Here is a 12,826-nt window from a genome sequence, read left to right as displayed (position 1 = left end):
TTATAAATATGAAACAAACTTGGTGGAAAATTCTTTGTGTAGTAATTTTACTTTACACAATTATACAAGGGTTAGCAGGCGTAATTCCTCGCCAGCCTATCCTGAACGAAACCCTACGTAATGTGTATTTTCATGTGCCTTTGTGGTTTGGTATGATGACACTCATGATTGCTTCTGCATGGTTTGCTATCAAGTACCTCAGAGAAGGAAAAGCAGAGTATGATGAGTATTCATCCGAATTTGCCAATACTGCTATGCTTTATGGCGTATTAGGTTTTGTAACGGGTGCTGTATGGGGTAAATATACTTGGGGTGACCCTCTACCGAAAGACCCTAAGTTAATAGCCGTAGAGGTAGGCTTATTAATTTATGCGGCCTATTTTATTTTGCGTAGTTCGTTCGAAGACGAGCAAAAGAAAGGCCGTTTGTCGGCTGTGTACAATATTTTTGCCTTTGCTGCCTTTATGCCTTTAGTATGGATTTTACCACGCCTGACAGACTCGCTGCATCCGGGTAATGGCGGTAACCCTGCTTTTGGTAAATACGATATGGATAACCATGTAAGAATGGTATTTTACCCTGCTATTATCGGCTGGACGCTTCTGGGGGTTTGGATAACGAGCTTAAGAATCAGATTGAGAATTATAAAACGTTTGAAAGCACAATAAAACAAAGTATTATTTGAAATTTAGTTAAAACATAGCATATATGAAGAAAATATTATATCTGGTAATAGTAAACTTGCTGTTGATTTCAACCAATATTTATGCACAAAAAGACCAAGAAACAGCAGATACTACACTCTCAAAAGTAGCAGGTAATGATAAAGCAGCAACAGATACAACTAATAAAAATGAAGTTGTAGCAATGAAAGCTGATAGTGATTATGTAGAAATGGCCGATAAAATGCGTACCGATGGTAAAATATGGGTAGTTATAGCTGTAATTACAGTAGTTTTTGTGGGAATCATTGCATATTTAGTTTTGTTAGATAGAAAGATTAGTAAAATAGAAAAAGGTTTATGAAAAAATCACATATTATAGCATTGGGAGTAATTGCCATAGCCGTAGGAATCATTATCTCAACGGTTGGAGATGCCAGTACGTATGTTAGCTTTAGCGAGGCTGAAGAAATAGCGAAAGAAGGTAGCAGCAAATCGATTCACGTAGTAGGTTCACTGAAAAAGGATAATCAGGGTAATATTGTAGGCATGATTTATGACCCAGTAACTGACCCTAACAGTTTTCAGTTTACAATGATTGACTCTTTGCACCGCGAAGAACGCGTTATTTATAACCAGCCCAAACCGCAAGATTTAGATAAGTCAGAAAAAGTGGTAGTTGTGGGTAGTATGGATTTGAAAAATAAAGTTTTTCGGGCAGAACAAATTCTGTTGAAATGTCCATCAAAATACAATAACAATAATCTTGAAGCTGAAGAAAGCAAACCAGCAGTTTCGATGAAAAATCAGTAATAACAATGATTATCTTATTTGATGGTGTTTGTAACTTCTGTAATGCCACTATCAATTTTCTGATTGACAGAGATAAAAAAGGCGTTTTTAAATTTGCTGCTTTGCAGTCAGAGGCAGGAAAAACAGTTTTGACGAAACATAACATAGTATCGCTGACTGATTTTGATAGTGTGATGCTAGAAAAAGATGGAAAGTTGTATCAGAAATCGGATGCTGCGCTCGAAATAGCACGCCAGATGGACGGCCTCTGGAAAATCTTATACGTGTTCAGGATAGTGCCGAAATTTATCCGCGATTTTTTCTATGATTTAGTCGCTAAAAACCGTTACAGGTTTATGGGTAAAAGAGATGCCTGCCGAATACCAACACCAGAGTTAAGAGCGAGGTTTTTATAAATATGAGTCATCCCGACTTTAAGGATGCTAATTAAAAAAAGAGCCTTCTGGTTAAATTTGTGAATCACTGCAAACACAATTTTACCAGAAGGTCTTTTTTATGTTTACAGTAATATCAAAAACTAAGCATACAAGTAATAACACTGGTGACTTTCTTCTAATACAATCTGTTCAATATCTTCAAGGAGTTCTAACAAGGCTTTTTAACCAGAAAGATAAACATCTAAGCCGTACTTTTTTTGATTTATTTATGGCTATGGCTATACTGGTGTTTTGTAATCAGAAAATGGGCTTATTATTAAGTGAGGTAGGAGCTTATATGTGTGGTTTGGCCCATACCCAGTAGGAACTAAACGCATCAGCAATCTACTTCGGAGTAAAAAATGGGAAAGTTGAGGTAAACTAATGGCTATTGTTACCTTAGTTTACGATTTTCTACTCTTGGTGATTCGAAATAGGAGTAGTTTTATTGCTAAGTTACTCAAAAAGTGGTGTTATAGAACAGTAAATCGGTACCGAATGGCTTCGGTACCGATTTACTGACTAAGATTAGCCATCTCCAATTGCTGGAATGCCTTAATTCATTTAAGCATCATCCAAAATTCGGGATAACTCATGTTTATCGGAATTTTCAGAGTATCTTATCTGATGATACTAAATAAGCGGCTCCATCTGATTTTATTAAGGAAACTACCCTCACTATCAATCGACATCCAGATAAATACTGCTTTACCTACGATGTGGTCTTCGGGTACAAAACCCCAACCTCTCGAATCGTCTGATTCATATCTGTTATCACCCATCATAAAGTAATAGTTCTGTTTGAACGTATAAGAAGTAATAGGTTTGCCGTCGATAAGTATTTTGCCGTTTTCGTATTTAGCATTTTCGTTATGGTCAAAAACCGTAATTACACCCCAATAAGTTGCTATGTTTTTCTCGTCCAGTGTAATTGTCATTCCTTTTTTAGGAACTAGCAATGGTCCATAGTTATCGAAATTCCACGGAAACAATTTCGCGTTATGTGGAAACGGCTCCTGATTTGAACGATAGTCAATATCTCCTTTAGCTATGGTTTTAGGCGTAATACCTTTAATGAAATCAATTTTCTTTAACTCTTCAATTACGGCACTTGTGGCTTCAATCAGGTAAATGTATTTTCCATCACTAGTGTCGCTGCCTTTTAGCGTAATATCATATTTAGTAAAAAACTTAGGATTGATGTCGGTATCTGCTGTAATCAGATATTGCATTTGTGAACCGGCAGGGTTATCAAATTTTTTGTTATTAACAAACACCTGTCCTTCTCTTACTTCTACAACATCGCCACCGATACCAATACAACGTTTAATATAATTAGTACGTAAATCAACAGGGTATTCGTCATAGCCACCGTGCCCATCTGGAGGTCTGGAAGGGCAACCCGGATAATTGAACACTACAACATCGCCATTTTTTACGGAAGTAAAACCGGGTAATCTATATTGTGGAAGCTGAATCCAGTCAAGGTATGAAGGAATATCAGTAAACCACACTTTCTGGTGTGTTAAAGGTAGTTGTAAAATTGTTTTTGGTGTTCTGGTTCCGTAATGTAGTTTACTTACAAAAAGGAAGTCATTGACCAATAAACTTTTTTCCATCGAACCTGTTGGAATGGTATAAGCCTCAAGAAATAACCATCTGATAAGGGTTGCTGCTACCACAGCAAATAAGATGGAGTCAAACCATTCTCTCAGGGCTGATTTTTTCTTCACAGGTTTTGTTGCTGCTTGCGTTTGTACTTCTGCCATATAATAAGCTCTTGAATAGAGATTTTTAATTTAATGATTATAGTTGTTAGTATATTGTAAAAGTGATAGGAAAAGTTTTAAAAACCTAGCATATCTTTCATACCGAAAATACCTGTTTTACCATAAATCCACTCGGCGGCAATTACTGCACCTAAGGCAAAGCCGTTACGGCTATGGGCAATATGTTTGATTTCGAGTTGGTCAACGTCTGAAATATACTTTATTTCGTGTGTGCCTGGTACTTTTCCTTCTCTTGACGACCATATAGGCACTTCGTTTTCGGCGGCAATCTGGTTATTAACCCATTTGTCTTTACTTGCCAGATTTTCGATGATTCCTTCGGCTAGTGTAATGGCTGTTCCGCTTGGGCTATCTTTTTTTTCAGTATGGTGTATTTCATTGCTTGAAACCTTATACTCGGTTGTGTAAGGGTTCATGAGGCGAGCTAATGTTTTATTAAGTTCAAAAAAAAGATTTACACCAATGCTATAATTGGAAGCATAGAAAAAAGCTCCTTTGTTTTCGAGGCAAAGTTTTTCTATTTCATGTTTATGTTGAAGCCAGCCAGTGGTGCCTGAAACCGTTGGTAAACCAAATTCCATACAGAATTTAAGATTTCCGTAGGCAGATTCAGGAGAACTGAACTCAATAACCGCATCGGTGTTGTCAGGGCTTAACGACAATAAATCAGCACGATTGCTGATGTCTATTCTGGCAGAAATTTCATGACCTCTCTGTAAAGCAATCTGTTCAATTACTTTACCCATTTTACCATATCCTAATAGTGCTATGCGCATACAAATAATTCTTACTTAATTATAAATTAAAATTTCAAGGTAATTTTTGCTCCCATATTCATGCCATACATACTTGGCTGGATATTCGGCTCAAATTTAAGAGAGATATCATCACTCATATCAAAATTTTTAAGATGGGCCGATACATTGGCCTGTACAGCCTGTAAAGCCCAACCCACAGCAAACAAAATAACCGATAAATCTCTGTACCTTCTAAAACTATTAACGGCGGGTTCAATCTGGGCTTTAGTAAAAGGCCCTATGATATTGCCTGTTTTTTTGTTAAATAAACCCGAAATTTCTTCAACTTCAATTTCGGTCTTCTTTTCGTAAATAATTTGCTGCAAATAATGTTTGTAATACCAATATCTGTCGTTAGCAAACCAGTAAGCGTATACTCCTCCAGTAGCAGCCGTATAAATAATCGGAATTACCCAGTATTCTTTATTTGTAGCTTGCCCCCAGCCGGGTAGTACCAAAGAACGGATGAGTGCTTTTCGGGCTGGATTAGCTTTTCGGATGGAATCTGCTTTTAAAAATCTTTTAACGAAACTAATTTTTTTTGATGAATCAGGCACTAATACTGTGATGGAGTCAACTTCTGTAAGATTATTTTTGACAGTATCAGGTTTTTGAGCAAAAGAAATATTTGTTATCAGTAAAAGCCAGACCAACTTACGAACCATATTCTGAAAATTTAATTGATGCAAAGAGACAAAAATAGGCTCTCGTATTTCTTCTCACAATTCTTTAACAATTTTTATGACTTAGTCCTGATTAACCTTTATTGAATTCAAGATTTTATCGAGTTCGTCTTTTGATGAAAACGGAATCTTGATTTCTCCTTTATGTTTTTCGTCGGCGCGTATCAATACTTTTGTGCCGAAATACCCTTGAAGCCTGAATTGTAACGAAGAAATCTCCTGTTTTATTGAAGTCTGGCGTTTACCTTTACCTTCTTCCGGCATCATCAGGGCCAGTCTTCTTACTTCATCTTCAATCTTACGCACCGACCAGTTTTCTTCAATTACTTTGGTAAAAAGTTTTATTTGTGTTTCGTGGTTATCGATATTAATTAAGGCACGAGCGTGGCCCATCGAAATTTCGTTGTCACGAACAGCCGCCTGAATCACGTCAGGAAGTTTCAGAAGGCGTAAATAATTATTTACTGTTGTGCGGTTTTTTCCGACTCTGTCGCCCAGTTCTTCTTGTTTTAGTTGAAATTCACTTAAGAGCCTATGGTAACTCAGGGCAATTTCGATGGCATTCAGGTTTTCACGCTGAATATTTTCGATGAGTGCCATTTCGAGCATCTGTTGGTCGTCGGCAGTACGAATATAAGCAGGTATCTTGGTTAAACCTGCCAGTTTTGAAGCCTGCAAACGGCGTTCGCCTGAAATTAACTGATATTTACCGGGGCTAGCCTCTTTTACTGTAATAGGTTGAATAATACCCAGTACTTTAATTGACTCAGCTAATTCTTGTAGTGCTTCTTGGTCAAAATGGGTACGAGGTTGGAAAGGGTTAGTCTCAACCGAATCAATCATTATCTCATGCATGGAACTGATAGCTTCCAGCCTACGAGGAATTGGAGTTTCGGCAACATTCCCAGAGTCTGAAAGCAACGCACCCAAACCTCTACCAAGTCCGGTCATACTTTTCTTTGTGTTGACTATTTTTGTTTCCATATTTTTTAATGTTAAATGAAAACCTGATTAGGGCATCAGTTTCCCACGTACATTTATTTTAACTCTTCAACGAAAATCAGTTTTCTAATACAAGTTTTCCATTTTTTATCAGAATCTCACGAGCAAGATTCAGGTAACTTATGGCTCCTTTGCTTTCAGCATCCTGCGCAATAGCAGGAACGCCATAACTTGGCGACTCAGAAAGACGGATGTTTCTCGGAATGAGTGTCTGAAAAACCATATTTCTGAAATGCGTTGTTACTTCATGCACGACCTGATTAGATAAACGTACGCGTAAATCGTACATAGTTAATAAAATACCTTCAATAGTCAGTGCCGGATTAAGGCGTTGCTGAATAATCTTGATGGTATTTAATAGTTTTCCTAACCCCTCCAGCGCGAAGTATTCGCATTGTACAGGCACAATTACTGAGTCAGCAGCCGTAAGGCTATTAATCACAATTAACCCTAATGAAGGTGAGCAGTCAATAATGATGAAGTCATACATGTCTTTCACATCCATTAACGACTCTTTCATTTTTTCTTCTCTTTTAGGCAGGTTAATCATTTCAATTTCTGCTCCTACAAGGTCAATATGAGAAGGTAATAAATCGAGGTTAGGGAAATCGGTTTCTATGATAACATCACGCGGGCGGATATTATCGACCATACATTCATAAATACTGTTTTCCACTTCCTTAGGATTAAAGCCTAGCCCTGAAGTGGCATTGGCTTGTGGGTCAGCATCAATAATGAGCGTACGGAATTCCAGCGCAGCTAAACTGGCTGCTAAATTTATTGTAGTGGTTGTTTTACCTACGCCTCCCTTCTGGTTGGCTATTGCTATTATTTTTCCCATTGCTTGTGGTTAGAGAAAATTACTGTGTCAAATATCAGACTTTTAATATTAAGAAACAATTAAATGTTCCACGGAGTGGAAAAAATGTTCCACGATGTGGATAAGATTGTGGAATAAAACGACGTTCAGGTGCTTTGAGCAGGCAGTCTGAAATAATAAAAGCTAGCTGATAACGGCTCTAAAGATAAATAAAAACCCCAGTAACTAAAATAGCTGATGGATGAAGTCTGAAAAAATTACCTTCATCTATTGATTTAGTTATAGTTTGGGGTATTATCTTTGCCTCATGCGTTATTTATTAGAGTGTTCTTACAAAGGAACTGTTTTTCATGGCTGGCAGATTCAGGAAAATGCACCAACGGTGCAGGGGTATATTGAGCAGGCATTGACAACCGTGCTGCGGCAACCCATGCAAATTGTAGGAAGTAGCAGAACCGATGCAGGTGTGCACGCGTACCAGCAATTTGCTCATTTCGATGTAGCTGAGCCTTTAAAAAATGTGGATAAAATTGTGTACGCGGTGAATGGTGTTTTACCTAAAGATATTGCTGTTAGGCAGATTGTAGAGGTAGCAGATGATTTTCATTCAAGGTTTGATGCCACTTTTAGAAGATATACGTATCGGATAACTCCGGTGAAATCACCGTTCTGGCAAGAGTTTTCTTACTTTTATAGAGCCAGTCTGGACATTGACCTGATGAACAGGGCAGGAGAGCTTATGAAGAAACATATAGATTTTCAGTGTTTTAGTAAAGTTCATACAGATGTAGCCACTTTTAACTGTAAAATTGAATGGGCTTACTGGGAACAGGACGGCCAGTTTTCACTGTTTCATATCAAGGCCGACAGGTTTTTAAGAGGCATGGTAAGGGCTATTGTGGGAACAATGCTGGAAGTGGGTACAGGGAAACTGAGCCTTGAAGGTTTTGAAGAAATTATTTTAGCCAAGAACAGACAAAAAGCTGGTAGGGCTGTTCCGGCTGAAGGGCTTACGTTAGTTGAAGTGGGGTATGCCTGAAATAAACTAAGGTAGCTACTACCCGTAACGGAATGCCATTCCGTGATACGTAAAAAATAAAACAAATGAGAATAAGCATCGAAAAAATAGCTACGGCACAAGATTTAGAAGAGGTAAAGAACCTTTTCAGAGAGTATGCGAGGTTTCTGCAAGTAGACCTCTGCTTTCAGAATTTTGAAGAAGAACTAGCCAAGCTACCAGCTAAATATGCCGAGCCGGAAGGAGCCATTTTTTTAGCCAGAGTAGATGGAGCCAGTGCTGGTTGTGTAGCTTTATGGAAGTTAGAAGAAGGTGTTTGTGAAATGAAACGATTATATGTGAAACCCGCGTATCAGGGCATAGGTTTAGGTAAAAAATTAGCTTTAGTTATTATAAATGAGGCCAAAAGCAAAGGCTACAAAACGATGAAGCTAGATACCCTCAGAAGACTTGAATCGGCAAATAAACTCTATAAAACGCTACAATTTGTAGAAACTATACCTTATAACTACAATCCTGAAAGCGATGTGGCATATTTTGAAAAAGAATTAGTTGAATGGCAAGCATAGGAAAAGATATAACAGAAGCAGTCAGATTTCTGAACGAAGGAGAGGTGATTGGAATCCCGACAGAAACAGTTTATGGCTTGGCAGGTAATGCCCTAAATACCGAGGCAGCAGCGAAAATATTTGAAGTAAAAAACCGCCCTACTTTTGACCCCCTCATTATACATACCTCAGGCATTGAGCGTTTTAAGGTTTATGTAAGTGAAATACCCGACAACGCCTATGCTTTGGCAGAGAAATTTATGCCGGGCCCGCTGACTTTGCTACTACCCAGAAAAGATAATATACCTGATTTGGTCACCTCTGGACTAGAGAGGGTAGCCATAAGAATACCTCAGCACCCTTTAACATTAGAGCTACTCAGAAACTTGGATTTTCCACTCGCTGCGCCCAGTGCCAACCCTTTTGGTTATATTTCGCCTACCAGTGCAGCACATGTGAATAACCAATTAGGAAATAAAATACCTTATATACTTGATGGAGGGGAATGTACGGTAGGGATAGAGTCAACCATTATTGGTTTTGAAGAAAACGAAGTGATTGTTTACCGAAAAGGAGGGCTTCCTATTGAAGAAATTGAAGCCGTAGTGGGCAGAGTAAGAATCAACGAGCACTCAAGCTCTAACCCTTTAGCACCGGGTATGCTTAAAAGCCATTATGCCCCTAAAAAGCAATTGATATTGCTGGAAAGAGGGCAGGGTAAAATTAGCAGAGACCCAAACAAAACCGGTTTTTTAGGATTCATGGACTACCACGAAGATATTCCATTAAAAAACCAATTAGTGTTGTCGGCAGAAGGTAATTTTCGAGAAGCAGCCAGAAACCTGTTTGCGTATATGCGTCAGCTAGACGCAACCGACGTTGAGGTAATATATACAGAGCTTCTGCCCGAAAAAGATTTAGGCAGAGCTATCAACGACCGAATCAGACGCGCAACTGTAAAAGAATAATTATTGCGCTTCCAGTACTACAAACTCCACCCTACGGTTTTTCTGCCTGTTTTCTTCAGTGTCATTAGCAGCCACAGGTTCTGTTTGCCCTTTGCCTGTGTGTGTGAGGCGATTGGGAGCAATACCTTTATTAAAGAGGTAATTAGAAACAGCCTTGGCGCGTAATTCAGAAAGATATAGATTCATGCGTGGGTCGCCTACGTTGTCGGTATGTCCGATGATTTCAATAGAAATTTTAGGATTCAGTTTAAGTGTGTTCACCAGCTTATCAAGTTCAGTGAAAGACTGAGGCTTAATAGTTGGCTGACTTTGGTCGAAATAAACATTTTCCAGCTTAATTCTTTTACCTACTTCCAAATCCTTGAAATAAGCATCAGCTATGGCCGCAACTGCTTTTGTTTCAGTAGCTTTCTTTTCAGGTTCTTTGGGTTCAGGTTGTTTAGTAACTATTACAGGCGGAGGTGCAACAGCTTCTTTAACTTGAGTTTCGACCTTTGGCTTTTCTTCCGTTTTTGGTTTAGGAGTTTCCTTAATCTCAACTTTCTCCATCAGAATCTCATGCTTGAAGTCCGTTTTGGTGGCAATTGTAAGCAAGTCAAGATTTTCGTTGTAAGTCTGGTAGTTAGTTATCTGAGCTTTTAAAGTATATTTCTTTTCAGGATTTAGCGTTACAGTATAATCCTGATTAGCAGTTTGCATATTTTCACTACCAGTCAAAGTAATCTTTACATCAGGTATCGGTTGCCTAGTTTTTGAGTCAACGGGCATAAATTTAAAAGTATAAGCAGATTTCCTGAGTTCGATAGTGACCATATTATTAACCGCTTTTGCCGTACTTACAATACTTTTATAGGTAGGGTAACCGTCAGTAACTACTTCAATTTCATAGCTTTTATCGTTCATTAATTGTGCTTTAAATCTTGTTTTTTCAGCATTAATTGTGCCTTCCACAGGTGTAACGCCTTCTTTCAACTGGTATGTGGCCGGAAGCAGATTTTTGGTATAATAGTCGGTAGTAATAAAATAAATGTCAGGCACAGGTACCTTTCTGATTCGCACATAAATGTTTTTGTTATTTTTAACCAAAGCTGCTCGATAAGCCAAATACCCTTGCATTTTAACCTCAACTGTATATGACTCATCCTTTTTTAAATCAGCTAGCCATTCGGCCTGCGATGCCATAGGAGATACAGGTATGGGTTCAGGCTTTGCATTAAACACCCTTAAGTTGGCTCCCGGAACAAGCGAAGTAGTTTGCTCGTCAACAACAATGAGTTTATAAATTTCAGTATCTTTTTTGTTAAGCAAAATTTCCTGCTCAAAAATATTTTTTGCAATCAGTTCTTTCAGATTAATGTCCTGTTTGGCTTGTACGTATCCTTCCGACTCCACCTCAATAGAATATTCGGTATCGGGCGATAAATTAGCCGAAAAACCATCTTTTTCAATCTTGGCAGCAATTGATTGCTTATTGCTCAGATTAATTATTCTGAGTTTGGTGCTAATGATATTTTCTCTGGTTTGGGCATCAATAATCTTGAACAGAAAACTGTAAAGGCTTCTCTGCATTTCAAACTTTTTCAGACTTAGCTTCACATCACCAATTTTGGCCGCATCAATAGCCATTGGTTCAGTAATGGTCTTATAGCCCTCGGCACTTACTTCAACAGTAAATTTTTTCTGTGGGCTTACTTCAATTTTAAAAGGATTATTTTCATCCGATTTTCCGGTCAGAATCGTCTCCTCTGGGCGTAGAATCCGGTAATTTGCCATAATAGTCTTTTTCGTTATGGCATCAATTGCTGCAAATGCAATGGTATGCGAAGCATTTTTCTGAAGACTTACACTAAAAAACTTGCTGTAATTATTAGAAACTTTATTAGCCGAAAGAGCCTGAATTTCCATACTTGTACTCTGATACCCGGGTGCTTCTATATCTATATTATATGCTTTTGTTTTATCCAGAAATGCCTTCCACTCGCCGGTTTTGGGGTTGATCTTCGCTTCAGCCTCCTGTTTTGAATTATCATAAACACGTATTTTGGCAGTAGTGATAATCTGTTTGTCCTGCGCATCGGTCACCAGAATAGTGTACTCATCCATCTCTTTTTCAAGGAATTCCTTAAAATTGGTTTTTCCTGCACCAAGATTTTCCAAGTCAAGCGGAATCCTTTTGGTAACATAACCTGAGCAACTGATTTCAATATCATATTTCCCTTTTGAAGCGGGCTTAAACTGCACATCGCTCTGGGTAGTACCCTGAATGCTAAGCGGAGTGCCCCCCTGATAAAAAATCTTGAAAAGAGCAGGTATACGTTTGCCTGTTAGTTTATCGAAAGCACCAAAGGTATAGGTTGAGTCAAGGAATGATTTTTTGTTAGAATAGTCATTCGCAGAAGCCGAACAAATGGTAAAGGTTGTAATAGCAATAAAGATTACTAAACTTCTCATACAATTTTGATAAAAGAAATTAACACTACAAATTTCTTGTTTTTTAAAATAATAGAACGAAGAATTTGAAATGAATTGTAAGTATTTATGAAATTATGTTGTTTTGTTTCATGGAAAACATAGATACAAAAACAATTTTAATAGATTTACAGTATTTGCCCTGTATAAATTTTTTTTCGACTATTCTGAATTTTGATGAAATCAGGCTCGAAAGCCATGAGCATTATGTGAAACAGAGTTATCGGAACCGATGCTACATTCTGGGGGCCAATAAAACTGAAATGCTTATTGTGCCTGTTCTGGACGGTAACAGTAAAATTGCTGTAAAAGATATTAAAATCGATTATCAGCAAAGGTGGCCTGAAATTCACTGGCGAACCATCAAGGCTGCGTATGGTAAATCACCATTTTTTGAATTTTTTGGTGATTATTTTCAGCATACTTTGCAAAAGCGGCCACATTTTTTGTGGGACCTGAACTTTGAGTTACTGACAATTTGTCTGAAACTTTTGAAAATTAATAAGACAATAAGTCTGACAGAAAACTACCAAAAAGAACAAGATATAAGCATTTTTGATGCCAGAGACCTCATAAACCCCAAAAAAGATGCTAAAAGTGGTATTTTGCACCAACCGGTAGCTTATCAGCAAAACTTTGGCAATGAATTTGTACCTAACCTTAGCATTATTGATTTACTTTTTTGCCGAGGAAACCAATCTTTAGGAATTTTAAAGAAATCTTCTGCAAATTGAACAGAGTTTGTTAATAAATCGTTATATTGCAAAAGTAAAAGTTTTTTTTAAGGAAAAAATCTTGCTAAAAAAGCAATAACGCCTGTACAAAATTGAAAATATTCTG

General features: G+C 37.8%; 14 protein-coding genes. 8 read left to right on the top strand and 6 right to left on the bottom strand.

Annotation, left to right across the window (positions count from 1 at the left end; translation table 11 throughout):
- Window positions 1–8 precede the first annotated feature (8 nt).
- The 4 genes from ccsA to WAA15_RS04090 are packed head-to-tail and all read left to right on the top strand — an operon-like array spanning window position 9 to window position 1,870.
- A complete protein-coding gene (gene ccsA, locus WAA15_RS04105; RefSeq protein WP_337041196.1) occupies window positions 9–668 on the top strand; it encodes a cytochrome c biogenesis protein CcsA in 660 nt (219 codons plus the stop codon).
- Between the two features lie 40 nt (window positions 669–708).
- The gene (locus tag WAA15_RS04100) at window positions 709–1,026 is read left to right on the top strand and encodes a CcmD family protein (RefSeq protein WP_337041195.1); all 318 of its coding nucleotides are present in this window, start codon (window positions 709–711) and stop codon (window positions 1,024–1,026) included.
- On the top strand, window positions 1,023–1,475 hold the full coding sequence (locus tag WAA15_RS04095; RefSeq protein ID WP_337041194.1) for a cytochrome c maturation protein CcmE domain-containing protein: 453 nt from the start codon (window positions 1,023–1,025) through the stop codon (window positions 1,473–1,475). Before WAA15_RS04100 ends, WAA15_RS04095 begins: the two co-directional genes overlap by 4 nt.
- A gap of 5 nt (window positions 1,476–1,480) precedes the next feature.
- Window positions 1,481–1,870, top strand: coding sequence for a thiol-disulfide oxidoreductase DCC family protein (locus WAA15_RS04090; protein ID WP_337041193.1), 390 nt, complete (start codon window positions 1,481–1,483; stop codon window positions 1,868–1,870).
- 641 nt (window positions 1,871–2,511) lie between these two features.
- Here the strand turns inward: WAA15_RS04090 and lepB are convergent.
- From lepB to WAA15_RS04065, 5 genes are all read right to left on the bottom strand, one after another.
- Window positions 2,512–3,660: a signal peptidase I gene (gene lepB, locus WAA15_RS04085; RefSeq protein ID WP_337041192.1), complete on the bottom strand. Its 1,149-nt coding sequence runs from the start codon at window positions 3,658–3,660 to the stop codon at window positions 2,512–2,514.
- A gap of 77 nt (window positions 3,661–3,737) precedes the next feature.
- On the bottom strand, window positions 3,738–4,457 hold the full coding sequence (gene dapB, locus WAA15_RS04080) for a 4-hydroxy-tetrahydrodipicolinate reductase (RefSeq protein WP_337041190.1): 720 nt from the start codon (window positions 4,455–4,457) through the stop codon (window positions 3,738–3,740).
- Window positions 4,458–4,483: 26 nt separating this feature from the next.
- Entirely contained in the window at window positions 4,484–5,143 is a 660-nt protein-coding gene (locus WAA15_RS04075) for a DUF5683 domain-containing protein (RefSeq protein WP_337041189.1), read from the bottom strand.
- An 81-nt stretch (window positions 5,144–5,224) separates the two neighbouring features.
- On the bottom strand, window positions 5,225–6,145 hold the full coding sequence (locus tag WAA15_RS04070; RefSeq protein ID WP_337041188.1) for a ParB/RepB/Spo0J family partition protein: 921 nt from the start codon (window positions 6,143–6,145) through the stop codon (window positions 5,225–5,227).
- 76 nt (window positions 6,146–6,221) lie between these two features.
- The gene (locus tag WAA15_RS04065) at window positions 6,222–7,004 is read right to left on the bottom strand and encodes a ParA family protein (protein ID WP_337041187.1); all 783 of its coding nucleotides are present in this window, start codon (window positions 7,002–7,004) and stop codon (window positions 6,222–6,224) included.
- A gap of 286 nt (window positions 7,005–7,290) precedes the next feature.
- Between WAA15_RS04065 and truA the strand changes: the two genes are divergently transcribed.
- The 3 genes from truA (at window position 7,291) to WAA15_RS04050 (ending at window position 9,517) form a co-directional block, all read left to right on the top strand.
- Window positions 7,291–8,022 carry a tRNA pseudouridine(38-40) synthase TruA gene (gene truA, locus WAA15_RS04060; protein ID WP_337041186.1) on the top strand — a complete coding sequence of 244 codons (732 nt, stop codon included), beginning with the start codon at window positions 7,291–7,293 and terminating at the stop codon, window positions 8,020–8,022.
- Window positions 8,023–8,087: 65 nt separating this feature from the next.
- A complete protein-coding gene (locus WAA15_RS04055) occupies window positions 8,088–8,570 on the top strand; it encodes a GNAT family N-acetyltransferase (protein ID WP_337041185.1) in 483 nt (160 codons plus the stop codon).
- A complete protein-coding gene (locus tag WAA15_RS04050) occupies window positions 8,558–9,517 on the top strand; it encodes an L-threonylcarbamoyladenylate synthase (RefSeq protein ID WP_337041184.1) in 960 nt (319 codons plus the stop codon). The genes WAA15_RS04055 and WAA15_RS04050 overlap by 13 nt, the downstream gene beginning before the upstream one ends.
- Here WAA15_RS04050 and WAA15_RS04045 read toward each other — a convergent pair whose 3' ends face one another.
- Window positions 9,518–11,968, bottom strand: coding sequence for an OmpA family protein (locus WAA15_RS04045; RefSeq protein ID WP_337041183.1), 2,451 nt, complete (start codon window positions 11,966–11,968; stop codon window positions 9,518–9,520).
- Window positions 11,969–12,078: 110 nt separating this feature from the next.
- Between WAA15_RS04045 and WAA15_RS04040 the strand changes: the two genes are divergently transcribed.
- Window positions 12,079–12,720 carry a WbqC family protein gene (locus tag WAA15_RS04040; protein ID WP_337041182.1) on the top strand — a complete coding sequence of 214 codons (642 nt, stop codon included), beginning with the start codon at window positions 12,079–12,081 and terminating at the stop codon, window positions 12,718–12,720.
- Window positions 12,721–12,826 lie beyond the last annotated feature (106 nt).

It is taken from the genome of Emticicia sp. 17c (assembly GCF_037153985.1).
Classification (GTDB): Bacteria; Bacteroidota; Bacteroidia; order Cytophagales; family Spirosomataceae; genus Emticicia.
This window is presented reverse-complemented; position numbering and strand designations above follow the sequence as displayed.